Genomic DNA, 17168 nt, shown 5'->3' with positions numbered 1-17168 from the left:
CATAGGCCAGACTAAATTGTCTAGTAAATGGTGTGAGTTTAAGAAAAAAGAATGAGTGTTTATTAATTATTGTGCAGTCAGAGGCTAAACAGCGCTCTGACCTATTGTTGTGTTGCTGAGTTACTCCTGGAAATAGGTGCCCCAGCCATCGTATTCAACGCCACAGTGCGTAGCAATTTCAACCAGCTTAGTTACATCTTCCATAATCACTTCAGCGTCCAGTTCAGCTTCAACAACTACATCAAAGCCCCAGATCTTGCTACCATCTTCCAGCTCAAGCTCCGCCGGATCTTCAACATCGTAGCCAAGCTTAAACGCAGCCAGTGCCGCCTGTTCCAGCTTCTCGAACTCTTCGCTGACAAAATGATGTTCTACCTCGTACAAGGTATCCGGGTTAGACCCGTCCTCTAACAACGAATCAACGATGTCTTCACTGATCTCTTGCCAATTTTCCACTTGCTGCTCTCACTTTTTCGTCTAAATGTGCAATATGTTCCGCCATTTTAGCATGGATCTGTTTGGCATGCTCACGTGCAGGAATGTCTTTATCCAAAGCGATGGGTGCCAAAATACTGATGTATACCGTACCATTATCCCAGCGATTGAGTTTGATCTGCCCTGCCGTATTGTTCATACAAACCGGTACAACTGGCACATCCGCACTCAAAGCTGTATGAAACGCCCCTGTTTTAAATGGTAATAACCCTCTGCCATAACTGCGTGTCCCTTCCGGGAACATCCACAATGACATGCCGCGTTGTTTAATTTTAGCAATCGACTTATCCAGAGTATCAACCGCCTTTTTACGATTCGCCCTGTCGATCAGGATATTACCGGACAACCAGTACAACTGGCCAAAAAATGGTACCCATTTCAGGCTTTTCTTACCCATACTGACTGTGTTATGCGGCACCACAGCAGGCAAAGTGAACAGGTCATAATTATTTTGGTGGTTGGCAATGTACATCGCAGGACCCAGATCTTTCGCGCCCGGGTCTATCGAGATCTCAAGCTTAACCCCTATCACACGCGACATCTTACCAAACCAGGAGGCAATCACATGCACGTTATTGGCATGAAAAGGACGGATCAGACTCAACGTCAGGCCAGCCAGACAACTGAGGATGATAAACAGCGCCATTGCCAGAATTCGAACTACAGCTAACAAAATAGAGACTCCTATTATCAAGTCGGCGCATTATAATCAAATAGGCGTACACTTGTAAGCTCAATTTTATTACAGTCATAAAAAATGCCGCTCTGTTGAGCGGCACTCTAAAACTTTCTTATATAACTTAAATAATTAGCTCATTGCTGCCTGCAGTTTTTTCATTGCAGATTTTTCAAGCTGACGTACTCGCTCCGCTGACACCTGGTATTTATCCGCCAAGTCTTGTAGCGTTGCCTTATCTTCCGACAACCAGCGTGCGGCAACGATGTCCTGAGAGCGCTCATCCAGCGTCTTCATGGCAGCAATAAGACGGTTCTGAGACTGCTCCTGCCACTGCTCTTCTTCAATCACCTCTGCCACATCACTGCTGGCATCCGTCAAGTACTGGACCGGTGAGAAGCTGCTGCTCGGTGCGTTGTCGTCATCGTCTGACGTCAGGTCAAAGCCCATGTCCTGACCACTCATGCGCGACTCCATTTCACGCACTTCTTTCTCGCTCACACCCAGCTCATTAGCAACTGTGGTGATCTCTTCCTGGTTAAACCAACCCAGGCGCTTTTTATTTTTGCGCAGGTTGAAGAATAATTTACGTTGCGCCTTTGTCGTCGCAACCTTAACAATGCGCCAGTTCTTTAATACATATTCGTGGATTTCAGCCTTTATCCAGTGTACTGCAAACGACACCAGACGCACACCCACTGTCGGATTGAAGCGCTTTACCGCCTTCATCAGACCGATGTTACCTTCCTGAATTAAGTCTGCCTGCGGCAAGCCATAACCGGAATAGCTTTTGGCAATATGCGCAACAAATCGTAAGTGAGAGATAATGAGCTGCTTGGCTGCGTGCAAGTCCCCATCCTCATGTAGGCGGGTTGCCAGCGCTTTCTCCTGCTCAGCATCCAGCATTGGGATAGAACTTACCGATTGTAGGTAGCCTTCTATACTCGCGCTTTGTTGCCCAGCGGTCAGTGCCATCGCATAAATGTCTTTACTCATTTTTCACCTCAGTGATAATTCGTTTTGCCAATTTTAGCACTCTTTACCTTAGAGTGCTAAATGCAATCTACTACTTTTCACCCACAAAGATCAAGCCTTTTATTATTACACTTTAATTAACAATTAAGACTTTGATTTATAATGATTATTTTTACAGGTAAAAAGTAACTTTTGCTAAGCCTGTGTTCAGATAAGCCAGAAAGCGGTATTCAGGAGTGCTAATTAAGAAGGCAAAGGTGCTAAAAGTGTCAGGAAGAGTGCTAAGTCTAAGCTCAAATTAGCACTCGCTTATCTAATCAGGTGCCCTGCCTAAGTGCTAAACCTTATCTGGTTCAATGTCCTTTATATACTTCTGTACCGATAAAAAGGATCCGACAAAGCCAAGGGCAACAGCCAGCAGCAACAAACACAACAATTCGCTTCCCGATAAGCCCTGTAATACGAAGTTACTCTGGTAAACTCCTACAACCATAGCAACTGCAGACTCAAGCCACCACAACATCAGCATGACACAGATAAACGCAATCAGGCCGCCAATAATGCCATACCAGATCCCAGTCCACAAAAATGGCGTGTGAATGAAAGTGTTCGTTGCACCGACGAGTTTTAGTACCTGGATCTCTTCTTTTTTATCCATAATAGACAGGCGAATTGTGTTACCTATGATAAGCACAACGGCCGTAAGCAACAGTAGTCCAATCGTGATCACGCTTTCTTTGAGCAGGCTGAGCAAAGCATTGAGGCGTTCGAGCCATTCAATATCCAGTTTACCAAACTCAATTTCTCTTTCCTGCTCAAGTTTGTTTAGCAAAGCATTGGCAGCCTGCGCACTGCGATGGCGTACCGTCGGTGTCACGAGTACCACACTCGGCAATGGGTTTTCTTCAAGATAATCCAGAGCCTGGCCGAATCCGGATATGGATTTAAACTCTTCCAGCGCCTTATCTTTACCGATGAAACTCACCGTTTCAATTTCAGGATACAGCGCTAATCGTTTAACCAGAGTTTGCGTCGCCTGCTCACTCACTGTTTCTTTGACGAACAAAGAAATCTCTGCGGCTTCTTGAAAACCGCTACTGACTTTCTGAACATTCTTAACCACCACGTAAAGTGTGGTTGGCAGCGTCAGACTCAGCCCTAACACCAAAATAGTCATCATCGATGCCATGGGTGTTCGCCACATCTCACCTAAACTGTGCACGCCCTGGCGCAGTATAGTAATAATGAAGAAGTAGCACTTCAGGATCACTGATTTGCTTTGCTTGTCGTTTTGCGAACCGCGGCCTTTGAACAATAAACTCATAGCGTGTCTCCCGGCAACGAAGACCCTAATAAAGGATCCTGAATCAAGCGGCCGTGATCCAGGGTCAGGCTGCGATATTTCATCCGTGCGATCAACCCCAGATCATGGGTAGCGATCATCACTGAGGTGCCATGGCGATTGAAGTCCTCAAACAATTTGAGAATTTCCATCGACAATTCAGGGTCAAGGTTACCGGTCGGCTCATCTGCCAGTAATAGAGGTGGCGAATTCACAATCGCCCGGGCAATGCCCACTCGTTGCTGCTCACCGCCGGATAAAGTGCTCGGCTGACACTTTACCTTATCCAGCAGACCAACCTTATCCAGCGCCGCATGGACGCGTTTAGTCATATGTTTGTGATGTGTGCCTTCTATCACCAAAGGCAGTGCGACATTGTCGAATACGTTATAGCGTTCCAGCAGGCGATGGTTCTGGAATATGATGCCTATATCGCGACGAATATAGGGCACCTGACTATTTTTGATTTGATTCAAATCGACGCCATTGATAGCCACCCGCCCTGCTGACGGGCGCTCCATCAGGCTGATCAACTTAAGCAGGGTACTCTTACCTGCACCACTGTGACCGGTCAGAAATGCCAGCTCACCTTTAGTGAGTTCAAAACTGACCTTTTCCAGCGCCCGGTGACCTCCGGGGTAAGTTTTACTGACTTGCTCAAACTTGATCATTGCCTGCCCTGCTTTCGTTATACTGCTTCCGGTTTACCTGACCCCGACAAGCAGGATCAGAACAGCACCTGTGTATTAACCTTAATTATCCTGACTAAAAAGTGCTTCGATAAAGTCATCGCTCTTGAAGGTTCGCAGATCATCAATGCTTTCGCCCACACCAATGTAGCGAATAGGCACCTTAAACTGATCAGCAACCGCAAAGATCACCCCGCCCTTTGCAGTACCATCCAGCTTAGTCAGCGTGATACCGGTCAGACCCACGGCCTGATCAAATAGTTTCACCTGACTAATCGCATTCTGGCCGGTACCCGCATCTATGGTTAGCATCACTTCATGAGGCGCATCCGGATCTAGCTTCTTCATGACGCGTGCTATTTTTTCCAGTTCCTGCATCAGGTTATCTTTATTTTGCAGCCGACCTGCTGTATCCGCAATCAAGACGTCCACATCACGAGCTTGTGCCGCCTGGAAGGCATCAAATACCACCGAAGCACTATCCGCACCAGTATGCTGAGCAATCACGGGAATATCGTTGCGCTCACCCCATACTTGCAGCTGCTCAACCGCCGCAGCCCTGAACGTATCACCCGCAGCCAGCATGACTGATTTACCCTGGGCCTGGAACTGTTTAGCCATTTTACCGATTGTGGTGGTCTTACCTACACCGTTAACACCTACCATCAAGATTACAAACGGCTTTTTATTGGCCGGGATCTCAAGTGGCTTTTCAGCATCTTTCAGAATGTCTGCCATTTCCTGTTTCATCAGGTCGTAAAGGGCATCACCGTCTTTCAGCTGTTTGCGATCTGCCGCATCGGTCAGGTTGTCGATCAGCTTCATGGTGGTATCAACACCTATGTCCGCCGTCAGTAACTGTGTTTCAAGGTCTTCGAATAACTCATCGTCGATCTTCTTACCACGGAAAATATTGGCAAAACCGGAGCCGATGTTGGTCTTGGTTTTTAACAAGCCTTGCTTCAGGCGTGCAAAGAACCCTTTCTTTTTAGGCTTCTCTTGTTCCTGAGCCTGACGCTCAGCTTCCTCACGTTCTGCCTGCTCTTTCGCCAGACGTTCGGCTTCTTCACGTTCCGCCTGCTCTTTGGCTAAGCGCTCAGCTTCTTCACGCTCTGCCTGCTCTTTCGCCAGACGCTCGGCTTCTTCACGTTCCGCCTGCTCTTTCGCCAGACGCTCAGCTTCCTCACGTTCCGCCTGCTCTTTGGCTAAGCGCTCGGCTTCTTCACGCTCTGCCTGCTCTTTGGCTAAACGTTCGGCTTCTTCACGCTCCGCCTGCTCTTTGGCTAAACGCGCAGCTTCTTCACGCTCCGCCTGCTCTTTCGCTAAGCGCTCGGCTTCTTCACGCTCTGCCTGCTCTTTGGCTAAACGTTCGGCTTCTTCACGCTCCGCCTGCTCTTTGGCTAAACGCGCAGCTTCTTCACGCTCCGCCTGCTCTTTCGCTAAACGCTCGGCTTCTTCACGCTCTGCCTGCTCTTTCGCCAGACGCGCAGCTTCTTCACGCTCTGCCTGCTCTTTGGCTAAGCGCTCGGCTTCTTCACGCTCTGCCTGCTCTTTGGCTAAACGCGCAGCCTCTTCACGCTCTGCCTGCTCTTTCGCCAGACGCTCGGCTGCTTCACGTTCCGCCTGCTCTTTGGCTAAGCGCTCGGCTTCTTCACGTTCCGCCTGCTCTTTGGCTAAGCGCTCTGCTTCTTCACGTTCTGCCTGCTCTTTCGCCAGACGCTCGGCTTCTTCACGCTCTGCCTGCTCTTTCGCCAGACGCGCAGCTTCTTCACGTTCCGCCTGCTCTTTCGCCAGACGCTCGGCTTCTTCACGTTCCGCCTGCTCTTTCGCCAGACGCGCAGCTGCTTCACGTTCCGCCTGCTCTTTCGCCAGACGCGCAGCTGCTTCACGCTCCGCCTGCTCTTTCGCCAGACGCTCGGCTGCTTCACGTTCCGCCTGCTCTTTCGCTAAACGTTCGGCTTCTTCACGCTCCGCGTGCTCTTTCGCTAAACGCTCGGCTTCTTCACGCTCCGCCTGCTCTTTGGCTAAGCGCTCAGCTTCTTCACGTTCTGCCTGCTCTTTCGCTAAACGCTCGGCTTCTTCACGCTCCGCCTGTTCCTCGGCTAAGCGAGCGGCTTCTCGTTCAGCTTCTTGCTGTTTTTTGTCTGACTTTCCGAACCCTAACCAGGATAGAATTTTGCTCTTTTTACCCATAACTCGCTAAATACCGTTTTCGTGTGCAATCAAATTAGTGAGAACTTATTGGCGCAGATAATCCATGCGCATGAGCGCTCTGGAGGAAGACCTGACAGGCCATGAACATGGCTGATAACAAGCTCTTTCATTACTGGGGCGACAGTGTACCATGTTCCAATAGGATGAAAAATCACAGCTTAATGATATCTGCCTGATTACGGTATAACACAGCAATAAACCTTGCTATAGACCTGCCCCGATGCGGTATACTGAGCGTTATCTTTTGCACGCAGTTGGTAAAAAATGAGAAAGCAACAACCTAAAAAGCCAGTGTCAGGGCATATCCGTGTGATCAGTGGTCGATTTCGGGGTCGTAAATTGCCGGTCAAAGACGTAGAGGGACTCAGACCAACCACCGACAGAGTCAAAGAAACTCTGTTCAACTGGCTGATGCAGGATGTCAGAGATGCCAAAGTATTAGATTGCTTTGCGGGTTCCGGTAGCCTGGGGTTTGAGGCTTTGTCACGATTTGCTCACAGTGCCACCTTTTTAGAATTCGACAAACAGGTTGCCCAACAGTTACAACAAAATATTGTCACTCTCAAGCTGGACAATGCCCAAGTTGAGCACGGCGACGCCTTAGCTAAACTGGCCTCTCAGGCCCCACATGCTTATGATCTGGTTTTTGTTGACCCGCCTTTTCGGCGCGATATGGTGCAAACTAGTTGTAATTTACTTGAAGCCAATCACTGGTTAAGTGAAGATGCTCTGATTTATGTTGAGTTTGAACGCGAAAGTACACCCTCATTCCCTGAAAACTGGACCGTTTTAAAGGAAAAGTTGGCGGGTCAGGTTTGCTGTCGACTCTTCCAGCGCACTTAATCGCTCAGCAATAACAAGGCTAAATAGTTGAAATAATAGGCAGTTTAGTGTAAATGCTCGTACCCAATCTCGCGTCGGGCTTTGAGCATGACAGCTGCAGCAATTTTAACTATAATTTGATCTTTACATGCGGTGATGCTTCGGCTTACAATACCGCACCATTTTTGAACCAATTGACCGTTTTTTGGTCGGTTAGAGCAAAGCTCACTAATTAGGTAGGTGAATTTTTAATGCCAGTAATTAAAGTAAGAGAGAACGAACCGTTTGACGTAGCACTTCGTCGTTTCAAGCGTTCATGTGAAAAAGCAGGTATCCTTTCAGAAGTTCGTCGTCGCGAGCACTATGAAAAGCCAACAGCTGAGCGTAAGCGCAAAAAAGCTGCTGCAGTTAAGCGTCACATGAAAAAGCTTTCTCGCGAAAACGCACGTCGCGTTAAATTATACTAATCACTGCGAGTCTTGCATATGAGCCTGTTAGCTACGTTAAAAGACGCGCAAAAAGCAGCAATGAAAGCCAAGGACAAACTTCGTCTTACCGCTATTCGTGCTGTTCTCGCTGAAGTTAAGCAACGAGAAATCGACAACCAAACGACACTGGACGACGCAGGTATTACCTCCGTTTTAGTGAAGCTGGTAAAGCAACGCCGCGATTCTTATACTCAGTATAAAGACGCTGGCCGCGAAGACTTAGCCGACGTAGAAGCTGGTGAGATCACTGTGCTGGAATCCTTCTTACCTCAACCTTTGAGCGAAGAAGAGATAGCAACACTGATCGACTCTGCAATCGCCGATACCGGCGCCGCTGGCATGCAGGACATGGGCAAAGTGATGGGCGTGATTAAAGCAAAAGCTGAAGGTCGCGCTGATATGGGCAAAGTTTCAGGTTTAATTAAGCAGAAGCTTAGCGCATAAGCCCCGCATCAAGTATGATTATGAGTAAACCGAGCCTAGCGCTCGGTTTCTTCGTCTAAGCGATAGGGTAAAAATGGCAGGAAAAATTCCAAGACAATTTATCGACGACTTGTTGGCCAGAACCGACATCGTTGAGTTAATCGATAACCGTATCGGTCTGAAAAAAGCCGGCAAAGATTATCAGGCCTGTTGCCCTTTTCATAACGAGAAGTCTCCCTCTTTCACTGTCTCTCGTGACAAACAGTTCTATCACTGTTTTGGCTGCGGTGCCAACGGCAACGCTATTTCATTTTTAATGGAATACGACAAGCTGGAGTTTGTCGATGCTATTGAAGAACTGGCCGGGCAATTCAGCCTGGAGATCCCCAGAGAGCAAGGTCTGAGTGGGCCACAGCGTAGCTTCGAAGAAAAAAAGTCCGACTACGATCTGATGCAACAAACTGCACGCTTTTATCAGCAGCAACTTAATCAGCATCAGAAATCCACAGAGGTTAAAGCCTATATTTCTGGGCGTGGCTTATCTCAGCAAACCGTCGATAAGTTTCAAATGGGTTTTGCACCGCCCGAGTGGGATCAGCTTATCCGCACGCTGGCACGTAACCCAGCCCAACGTCAGCAGCTGGTTGAATTGAAACTTGCGACAGAAAAGTCACCGGGCCGTCAGTTTGATTTTTTCCGCGACCGGCTGATGTTCCCATCCGTGATAAACGCGGCCGAGTGATTGCCTTTGGCGGTCGTGTTATGGGGCAAGATCAGGGACCAAAGTATCTCAACTCACCGGAAACACGAATTTTCCATAAAAGCTTTGAGTTATATGGCTTTTACGAAGCAAAGCAGGCTCATCGCCAGCTGGCACAAGTGTTGATTGTCGAAGGTTATATGGATGTCGTCGCCCTGTCAGAATATGGCATCGACTATGCCGTGGCGGCATTGGGCACAGCAACAACTGCTGAACACATGCAAACCTTATTTCGCAATACCGATCAGGTGATCTGCTGTTACGATGGTGATCGTGCTGGTAAAGATGCTGCCTGGCGGGCACTAGAGCATGCCCTGCCAAACCTGAAAGATGGCAAGTCACTGCGCTTTGTGTTTCTCCCGGATGGCGAAGACCCGGATTCCTTAGTACAAAAAGAAGGCAAAGACGCCTTTGAGCAGCGCCTGGCAGACGCTGAAGATTACAGCAAAGTACTATTCGCACGTTTGTCAGAGCAATGTGATTTGACCACGGATGCCGGCAAAGCCAAACTACTCAGTGAAGCCCTGCCATTGGTTGAAAAAGTGCCTAGTGAGTATTATCAGGAATCTTTATTGACCACCCTGGCACGCTTGATCGGTCGTACTCGCGAGCAGCTTAGTGCCAAACTGGCAACGCCGCGTAAACAACATGCCATAGAGCGCAAATTTAAGGTTACGCCAATGCGTCGAGCCATTGGTCTGTTATTGCAGCATCCGAACCTGGCATCTGTCGTTGAGCACTTACCTGAACTGGCGGAGCTACCCTTACCCGGTATGCGTTTGTTCCTGACTTTACAAGCAACCTGTTTATCGCGACCCGATTACACCACCGCGCATATTCTTGAAGCATTCAGGGATACACCTGAATATTCAGCACTCAATAAACTGGCAACCTGGCAGCACAATATAGATGAAGAAAAGCTGGTTGATGAATTTAAAAATACTTTTCAGTTTATTGAAGATCAGTGTTTAAATTTGCGCCTTGAGACCTTATTAATAAAAGACAAAACCGAAGGCTTAAACAGCGATGAACGACTGGAATGCGCGCTTTTGACCCAAGCGTTAGGTGCGCGAAGAACTGGTCAAAAATAATTTTTGCTGTTATAATGTTCTATTCACTGCGTCAACCAAAATAGTGTGGTTTTTAGCTGGCGCCCGTTGTAACAACTTTATCAGAGTGGAAGCAATAATCTCTATGGATCAATCTCCTCAGTCACAACTCAAACTTCTGATTCAGAAAGGTAAAGAGCAAGGTTACTTAACTTTTGCAGAAGTTAACGATCATCTTCCACAAGACATCATCGACTCGGATCAAGTAGAAGATATCATTAGCATGATCAATGATATGGGTATTCAGGTAGCAGAATCTGCCCCTGATGCCGATGAACTGATGATGCAGGAAACCACGACCGACGAGGATGCAGCCGAAGCAGCGGCTGCCGCATTGGCAACGGTAGAAAAAGAAATCGGCAGAACCACAGACCCAGTGCGCATGTACATGCGCGAAATGGGCACGGTTGAGCTGCTGACGCGCGAGGGCGAAATCCAAATCGCTAAGCGAATTGAAGAGGGGATTAACCAGGTACAGATCTCTGTTGCCGAATATCCCGAAGCAATTACCTACCTGCTTGAGCAATGGGACAAATACGAAGCCGAAGAGATGCGCTTAAGCGATATCGTTTCAGGTTTCTTTGACTCGTTAGAAGACGATGAAGCTCCGATTTCAGCAACTCACATCGGTTCAGAGCTAAGCGAAGAAGACTTAGATGATGAAGATGATGATGGTGATGAAGACGACGAGGATTCAGAAGACGCAGACACAGGACCAGATCCTGAAATTGCACGCGAGCACTTCGAAGAATTAAGAACCCTATACAACAACGCACGTAAGTGTTTTGAAGTAAAAGGTCGTGCACACCCGGATTCTCAAGCAGCTATCGCCGAGATTGGCGAGCTTTTCCGTAAGTTTAAACTGGTACCAAAACAGTTTGACCGCATGGTAAATAACATGCGCGACATGATGGATCGCGTTCGTGTACAAGAACGCATTATCATGAAGCAAGCTGTTCAGATTGCAAAACTGCCGAAGAAAACCTTCATCAAGCACTTTGCCAATAATGAAACAGACATGGCCTGGGTTGATGCGGAAATTGCCGCAGGCGACAAACACTCAGCTAAGCTGGCAGAAGTCAAGCCAGAGATCGAGCGCTGTGTGAACAAGTTAACTGCGATTGAAGAAAGCACTGGCCTGAGCATTGAACGTATTAAAGACATCAACCGACGCATGAGCATTGGTGAGGCCAAAGCCCGCCGTGCGAAGAAAGAAATGGTTGAAGCTAACTTACGTCTGGTTATCTCGATTGCCAAGAAATATACCAACCGTGGCCTACAATTTTTGGATCTGATCCAAGAAGGTAATATAGGTCTGATGAAAGCGGTTGATAAGTTCGAATACCGCCGTGGTTACAAGTTCTCGACTTATGCAACCTGGTGGATCCGTCAGGCAATTACCCGCTCGATTGCGGATCAGGCACGTACTATCCGTATTCCGGTACACATGATTGAGACGATCAACAAGTTGAATCGTATCTCTCGTCAGATGCTACAGGAGATGGGTCGTGAGCCAAGTCCGGAAGAGCTGGCAGAGCGTATGATGATGCCAGAAGACAAAATCCGTAAAGTGCTGAAAATTGCCAAAGAGCCTATCTCTATGGAAACACCGATCGGTGATGATGAAGATTCGCATCTGGGTGATTTCATTGAAGACACAACGATTGAGTCGCCGGTGGATTCAGCCACAATGGAGAGCTTACGTGGAGCAACCAATGAAGTACTTGCTGGCCTGACGGCACGTGAGGCTAAGGTACTGCGTATGCGTTTTGGTATCGACATGAATACCGACCATACTCTGGAAGAAGTAGGTAAGCAGTTTGACGTGACACGTGAACGTATCCGTCAGATTGAAGCTAAGGCTTTGCGTAAGCTTCGCCACCCTTCACGCTCTGACTTACTTAAGAGCTTCCTGGATGTAAAAGGCTAATCGCTCATTCAGAATCATTAAAGGCCGCATTTGCGGCCTTTTTAGTTTACTCTGGGGTCGATAGACCCAATTTATAAATAGGTAAGAACTATGGCTTGGATCCAGATCCGCATTGATGCCGATAAAACCAGTGCCGACCATTACAGCGATCTGTTGATGGAAATCGGCTGCCCATCTGTCACCTATATTGACGGACAAGATAACCCCATATATGAACCTAAGCCAGGTGAAGTCCTGTTATGGCCACAGACCATAGTCATTGGTTTGTTCGAAGCGAATCATGATATGCAAGCTGTGGTCGATTATTTAAAAACAGCCAGTGATCAGCCGCTCAAATATAAGCTGGAGCAGCTTGAAGACAAAGACTGGGAACGAGAGTGGATGGATAACTTCCATCCTATTAAATTTGGTGAGCGTTTGTGGATCTGCCCGAGCTGGCGCGATGTGCCAGATCCGGATGCTGTCAATGTGCTACTCGACCCAGGGCTCGCCTTCGGCACAGGTACCCATGCCACCACGGCATTATGTCTAAAGTGGCTGGAGCAACAGGACCTCAGTGGCAAAACCGTGGTCGACTTTGGCTGTGGCTCTGGGATCCTGGGGATCGCAGCGATCAAACTGGGCGCAGAGCGAGTGATAGGTATCGACATCGATCCACAGGCTTTGGTTGCCAGCCGGGACAATGCTGCACGTAATGGCGTAGCCGATCAGCTGGAAGTGTATTTACCTGAGAACCAACCTGAATTTTCTGCCGATATCGTAGTGGCAAATATTCTGGCACAACCACTCAGAGAGCTTCATGAAGTGATCCTTGGATTCCTCAAACCAGACGGTGAAATTGCCATGTCAGGTATTTTGGAAGAGCAGGCGCAATCGGTTGCTGATGTCTATGCCCCGTTTCTTACACTCGATACCATTGCTCAGGAAGGCGAGTGGACCCGAGTGAGCGGAAAAAAAGGTTAGTGCCCTATCACGCGTAAAGCCCTTAGTTAACAGGCTTTACGCATTTTTTACAGCGTTCTCTTCACCTCGCCAAAATGAAAGCGGTTAATTTTAAAGCAATTCTGACCTTCAGTCAGTTTGTTATAAAAAGTCAACCCGTCAAGCTCAAAAAAAAAGCACTTATGTTCAATTTATAGCCTTTGATTTTTGCAAAAAAAACCGTAAACTTAGCGCCCCTTGAAAAGAGGCGGATTGAACTGCAGTGCGTATTGGTCCTTACCAACTTGAAAACAACTTAATGGTCGCGCCAATGGCGGGGATCACCGACAGGCCTTTCAGACAATTATGTCGGCGCTTAGGTGCTGGACTGGCGGTGTCAGAAATGTTGTCTTCAAACCCTAAGGTTTGGAAAACCGATAAGTCGATGAACCGCATGGATCATAGTGGTGAGTCGGGTATCCGTTCTGTGCAAATTGCCGGGGCAGATCCCGAGTTGATGGCACAGGCCGCACAGTTCAATGTCAGTAATGGCGCGCAGATCATAGATATCAATATGGGCTGCCCCGCTAAGAAAGTGAATAAAAAGCTGGCAGGCTCAGCACTATTGCAATATCCGGAACTGGTGGAAGAGATAGTTCAGGCTGTGGTCAACGCAGTGGATGTCCCGGTCACCCTGAAAATTCGCACAGGATGGGATCCGGAAAATCGCAATGGTATCGAGATTGCCCGCATTGCCGAGCGTAATGGCATCGCTTCTTTAGCCGTACATGGACGCACACGTGCATGTATGTATAAAGGCGAAGCCGAGTATGCCACGATCAAAGCGATCAAGGCGGCGGTTGGCATTCCTGTTGTGGCCAATGGAGATATAGATTCTCCACAAAAAGCCAAACAGGTGCTGGAATTTACGGGCGCAGATGCCATCATGATTGGTCGAGCAGCCCAAGGTCGTCCCTGGATTTTCCGGGAGATAGACCATTACTTGCGTACTGGAGAAACGCTTGCAGCCCCGGAATTATCCGAGGTTCGCAGTATTTTGATGGAGCACTTAGTGAACCTTCATCAATTCTACGGTATGCCGATGGGTGTACGCATCGCACGCAAACATGTGTCCTGGTATTTGCAGGCCCATGACCAAGAAGGTCAATTTAGGCGAGTATTCAATGCTCTTGACGACGCCAATGCACAGGTCGAGACATTAGAACACTATTTTGAAACACTAGCAGCTAACTAAGAAAGAGACATAAAGATGTTCGAACAAAATGTGACTTCTCCATTTATCACTAACGCTCATGTTCAGTCACAAGAGAAACCGCAACCACTTCGCGATGCAGTGAAAAAAGCTGTACACCACTACCTGAAACAGCTTAACGGTCAGGACGTACAAGACGTTTATGAGTTGGTTCTTTCTGAGCTTGAAGCACCACTACTTGAAGAAGTAATGACTTACACACGTGGTAACCAAACTCGTGCTGCCATCTTACTGGGTATCAACCGTGGTACACTACGTAAGAAACTGAAAAAGTACGGCATGAACTAATCCGTTCCTGTCGGAATTGAAAAAGCACCTCCGGGTGCTTTTTTTATTTACCCTACTCTCTGACAGATTATTGCCACAAACAAAACACTTACCTGCAATTAAAGACTGACAGCGAAAAGCAACTCTGTTTTTCTCAATCTCACTCACGCATTTTCAATCGTTTTCTGAGCCAAGTTAGGCTAAAATACAGCACTTCTAAGCTAGCCCTTAACTTATCATTGAGGAAACCTGAACCATCATGGATATACATCGTCCAATTCGTCGCGCGCTGCTGAGCGTGTCAGACAAAACCGGTATCGTTGAATTTGCCCGCGCGCTGAGCGAGCAAGGCGTTGAACTCTTATCAACAGGCGGCACCTGTAAACTCATCGCCGAAAACGGCATTCCTGTTACTGAAGTATCTGACCACACCGGTCACCCGGAGATCATGGACGGCCGGGTCAAAACCCTACACCCGAAAATCCACGGTGGTATTTTGGCACGTCGCGGCCAGGACGAAGGCGTGATGGCAGAAAACAACATCTCAGCCATTGATATGGTGGTAGTCAACTTATACCCCTTTGCACAAACCGTTGCAAAAGCTGACTGCTCACTGGAAGATGCGATTGAGAACATCGACATCGGCGGCCCGACTATGGTTCGTGCCGCAGCGAAAAACCATAAAGACGTCACCATTGTTGTGAATGCTTCTGATTATGATCGCGTTATCAACGAGATGAAAGCGAACAATGGCTCAACTGAGTACAAGACGCGCTTTGACCTTGCGATTGCAGCTTATGAACACACAGCTCAGTATGACGGCATGATCGCCAATTACTTCGGTAAAATGGTCCCAGACTATACCGAAGAGGCAGCCGAAGACACTAAGTTTCCACGCACTATCAATATGCAGTTCACCAAGAAGCAGGATATGCGCTACGGTGAAAACTCGCATCAGGACGCAGCCTTCTACGTTGAAAACGACATTGAAGAAGCATCTGTGGCAACCGCAAAACAGATTCAGGGTAAAGCACTGTCTTACAACAACATCGCTGATACCGATGCTGCCCTTGAGTGTGTGAAGAGTTTCTCAGAGCCAGCCTGTGTGATCGTTAAGCACGCTAACCCCTGTGGCGTGGCAGAAGATAAAGACATTATCAGTGCCTATGATCGTGCCTTCAAAACCGATCCAACGTCTGCATTTGGTGGCATTATTGCCTTCAACCGTGAACTGGATGCTGATACGGCAGAAGCCATTATCTCACGTCAGTTCGTTGAGGTGATCATTGCGCCTAAAATCTCTGATGCGGCGGCACAAATTGTGGCAGCGAAAAAGAACGTGCGTTTGCTGGAGTGTGGTGAGTGGCAAACTGCAACAACGGGTGTCGATATAAAACGCGTTAATGGTGGTGTACTGATTCAAGACCGCGACCAGGGTATGGTTCAGGCGAGCGATTTAAAAGTCGTGTCTAAGCGCCAGCCAACCGAGCAAGAGCTGAAAGATCTGATGTTCTGCTGGAAAGTCGCCAAGTTCGTTAAGTCCAATGCAATCGTTTATGCACGCGATGGCATGACCATAGGTGTGGGTGCAGGCCAGATGAGCCGTGTGTACTCAGCGAAAATCGCGGGTATTAAAGCCGCAGATGAAAATCTGGAAGTCAAAGGCTCTGTCATGGCCTCTGATGCCTTTTTCCCATTCCGCGATGGCATCGATGCTGCCGCCGAAGCCGGGATCACTGCGGTGATCCAGCCTGGCGGCTCAATGCGCGATGAAGAAGTCATTGCCGCAGCCGACGAAGCGGGCATGGCGATGGTCTTCACCGGTATGCGTCACTTCCGTCACTAATCGATGAGCGCGAAACCTTCACCGTTTCGCGCTTTTTGTTTGCGCTAATTTCCAGTATTGTGAATCACAGACAATCACAATAATGACAGTGAAGGAACTGACAATGAAATTTGCCATTAAATCTATCATCGCAGCAGGTATTCTGACCGCCCTGAGCGGCTGTAACAGCACAACTGACAGCGGCGCATCCAGCGAGATCACCTCTGCCGTTGCAAGCGCAGAACGCAAAGCGGATAACCGCACTCGTGACCAGTATCGTAATCCGGAGCAAACACTGGCGTTTTTTGGCCTTCAGCCAAACATGACCGTGGTTGAAATCGCTCCTGGCGGTGGCTGGTATAGCGAAATTCTGGCACCCGTTGTTAAAGGTCAGGGGACGCTCTATGCGGCACATTTCCCGGCGAACAGTGAAGGCTACTTCAAGCGCTCACTGGATGGCTTTAAACAAAAAGTGGCAGAAGATACACGCTTCAGTGAAGTCAAAATTACCGAGTTTGCACCAGGTACGCACACCAATATTGCGCCTGCGGGCAGCGCCGATATGGTTCTGACTTTCCGTAACGTGCACAACTGGTATATGCGTCAGGGCGACGAAGGTGTGCTGTCGGCATTTCAGTCATTTAACAAAGCACTGAAGCCAGGTGGCATTCTGGGTGTGGTAGAACACCGCTTACCTGAACACCGTGATGATAAAGATCAGAAACGTTCTGGTTATATGAAGCAAAGCTATGTCATCGACCTCGCTAAACAAGCTGGATTCGAATTAGTTGCAAGCAGTGAAATCAACGCCAACCCGTTGGACAGTGCCAACCACCCGAAAGGCGTGTGGACTTTACCGCCACGTTTAGCTTTGGGTGACGAAAAGGCCGAGCAGTACAAGGCCATCGGGGAAAGCGACCGAATGACCCTGAAATTCAAAAAGCTTTAATAGGAATCAA

At 48.1% G+C, this 17168-nt stretch carries 15 protein-coding genes and 1 pseudogene; 10 read left to right on the top strand and 6 right to left on the bottom strand.

All coding sequences use genetic code 11. From position 1 onward, the window contains the following. Positions 1-120: 120 nt before the first annotated feature. From rraB to ftsY, 6 genes are all read right to left on the bottom strand, one after another. Entirely contained in the window at positions 121-456 is a 336-nt protein-coding gene (gene rraB / locus ELR70_RS07685) for a ribonuclease E inhibitor RraB (RefSeq protein WP_054014422.1), read from the bottom strand. Then, the gene (locus ELR70_RS07680) at positions 431-1168 is read right to left on the bottom strand and encodes a 1-acylglycerol-3-phosphate O-acyltransferase (protein ID WP_054014421.1); all 738 of its coding nucleotides are present in this window, start codon (positions 1166-1168) and stop codon (positions 431-433) included. The genes rraB and ELR70_RS07680 overlap by 26 nt, the downstream gene beginning before the upstream one ends. A gap of 135 nt (positions 1169-1303) precedes the next feature. Further along, positions 1304-2167 carry an RNA polymerase sigma factor RpoH gene (gene rpoH / locus ELR70_RS07675; RefSeq protein ID WP_054014420.1) on the bottom strand — a complete coding sequence of 288 codons (864 nt, stop codon included), beginning with the start codon at positions 2165-2167 and terminating at the stop codon, positions 1304-1306. A gap of 316 nt (positions 2168-2483) precedes the next feature. Continuing rightward, positions 2484-3470, bottom strand: a complete 987-nt coding sequence (gene ftsX / locus ELR70_RS07670; RefSeq protein ID WP_054014419.1) for a permease-like cell division protein FtsX — start codon at positions 3468-3470, stop codon at positions 2484-2486. Continuing rightward, positions 3467-4159 (bottom strand): cell division ATP-binding protein FtsE, encoded by a 693-nt coding sequence (ftsE, locus tag ELR70_RS07665; RefSeq protein WP_054014418.1) that lies wholly within the window; start codon positions 4157-4159, stop codon positions 3467-3469. The genes ftsX and ftsE overlap by 4 nt, the downstream gene beginning before the upstream one ends. A gap of 81 nt (positions 4160-4240) precedes the next feature. Next, complete coding sequence (gene ftsY / locus ELR70_RS07660; RefSeq protein ID WP_082353130.1) at positions 4241-6370, bottom strand: signal recognition particle-docking protein FtsY; 2130 nt, start codon at positions 6368-6370, stop codon at positions 4241-4243. A 285-nt stretch (positions 6371-6655) separates the two neighbouring features. On the opposite strand from ftsY, the gene rsmD reads away from it, so the two are divergent. The 10 genes and pseudogenes from rsmD (at position 6656) to ELR70_RS07610 (ending at position 17158) form a co-directional block, all read left to right on the top strand. After that, positions 6656-7234 carry a 16S rRNA (guanine(966)-N(2))-methyltransferase RsmD gene (gene rsmD, locus ELR70_RS07655; RefSeq protein WP_054014417.1) on the top strand — a complete coding sequence of 193 codons (579 nt, stop codon included), beginning with the start codon at positions 6656-6658 and terminating at the stop codon, positions 7232-7234. Between the two features lie 230 nt (positions 7235-7464). After that, positions 7465-7680, top strand: coding sequence for a 30S ribosomal protein S21 (gene rpsU / locus ELR70_RS07650; protein ID WP_010362466.1), 216 nt, complete (start codon positions 7465-7467; stop codon positions 7678-7680). A gap of 18 nt (positions 7681-7698) precedes the next feature. Continuing rightward, on the top strand, positions 7699-8145 hold the full coding sequence (locus ELR70_RS07645; RefSeq protein ID WP_054014416.1) for a GatB/YqeY domain-containing protein: 447 nt from the start codon (positions 7699-7701) through the stop codon (positions 8143-8145). Positions 8146-8218: 73 nt separating this feature from the next. Then, a pseudogene (gene dnaG, locus ELR70_RS07640) lies at positions 8219-9975 on the top strand (DNA primase). Between the two features lie 103 nt (positions 9976-10078). Further along, entirely contained in the window at positions 10079-11923 is a 1845-nt protein-coding gene (rpoD, locus tag ELR70_RS07635) for an RNA polymerase sigma factor RpoD (RefSeq protein ID WP_054014414.1), read from the top strand. 90 nt (positions 11924-12013) lie between these two features. Beyond that, on the top strand, positions 12014-12886 hold the full coding sequence (gene prmA, locus ELR70_RS07630) for a 50S ribosomal protein L11 methyltransferase (protein WP_054014413.1): 873 nt from the start codon (positions 12014-12016) through the stop codon (positions 12884-12886). A 241-nt stretch (positions 12887-13127) separates the two neighbouring features. Continuing rightward, positions 13128-14099: a tRNA dihydrouridine synthase DusB gene (gene dusB / locus ELR70_RS07625; protein ID WP_082353129.1), complete on the top strand. Its 972-nt coding sequence runs from the start codon at positions 13128-13130 to the stop codon at positions 14097-14099. Positions 14100-14114: 15 nt separating this feature from the next. Beyond that, positions 14115-14405, top strand: a complete 291-nt coding sequence (gene fis / locus ELR70_RS07620) for a DNA-binding transcriptional regulator Fis (RefSeq protein ID WP_010374122.1) — start codon at positions 14115-14117, stop codon at positions 14403-14405. A 238-nt stretch (positions 14406-14643) separates the two neighbouring features. Next, positions 14644-16230: a bifunctional phosphoribosylaminoimidazolecarboxamide formyltransferase/IMP cyclohydrolase gene (gene purH / locus ELR70_RS07615; RefSeq protein ID WP_054014412.1), complete on the top strand. Its 1587-nt coding sequence runs from the start codon at positions 14644-14646 to the stop codon at positions 16228-16230. Between the two features lie 103 nt (positions 16231-16333). Beyond that, complete coding sequence (locus ELR70_RS07610) at positions 16334-17158, top strand: class I SAM-dependent methyltransferase (protein WP_054014411.1); 825 nt, start codon at positions 16334-16336, stop codon at positions 17156-17158. The last annotated feature ends 10 nt before the right edge of the window (positions 17159-17168 follow it).

Origin of the sequence: Pseudoalteromonas sp. R3, assembly GCF_004014715.1 — a bacterium.
Taxonomy (GTDB): Bacteria; Pseudomonadota; Gammaproteobacteria; order Enterobacterales; family Alteromonadaceae; genus Pseudoalteromonas.
This window is presented reverse-complemented; position numbering and strand designations above follow the sequence as displayed.

Coding starts and splice junctions, on each gene's coding strand:
- fis (WP_010374122.1), top strand. CDS start 14,115: ATGTTCGAACAAAATGTGACTTCTCCATTTATCACTAACGCTCATGTT.
- purH (WP_054014412.1), top strand. CDS start 14,644: ATGGATATACATCGTCCAATTCGTCGCGCGCTGCTGAGCGTGTCAGAC.
- ftsY (WP_082353130.1), bottom strand. CDS start 6,370: ATGGGTAAAAAGAGCAAAATTCTATCCTGGTTAGGGTTCGGAAAGTCA.
- rpoD (WP_054014414.1), top strand. CDS start 10,079: ATGGATCAATCTCCTCAGTCACAACTCAAACTTCTGATTCAGAAAGGT.
- ftsE (WP_054014418.1), bottom strand. CDS start 4,159: ATGATCAAGTTTGAGCAAGTCAGTAAAACTTACCCCGGAGGTCACCGG.
- rpsU (WP_010362466.1), top strand. CDS start 7,465: ATGCCAGTAATTAAAGTAAGAGAGAACGAACCGTTTGACGTAGCACTT.
- ftsX (WP_054014419.1), bottom strand. CDS start 3,470: ATGAGTTTATTGTTCAAAGGCCGCGGTTCGCAAAACGACAAGCAAAGC.
- rpoH (WP_054014420.1), bottom strand. CDS start 2,167: ATGAGTAAAGACATTTATGCGATGGCACTGACCGCTGGGCAACAAAGC.
- ELR70_RS07645 (WP_054014416.1), top strand. CDS start 7,699: ATGAGCCTGTTAGCTACGTTAAAAGACGCGCAAAAAGCAGCAATGAAA.
- rsmD (WP_054014417.1), top strand. CDS start 6,656: ATGAGAAAGCAACAACCTAAAAAGCCAGTGTCAGGGCATATCCGTGTG.
- prmA (WP_054014413.1), top strand. CDS start 12,014: ATGGCTTGGATCCAGATCCGCATTGATGCCGATAAAACCAGTGCCGAC.
- ELR70_RS07610 (WP_054014411.1), top strand. CDS start 16,334: ATGAAATTTGCCATTAAATCTATCATCGCAGCAGGTATTCTGACCGCC.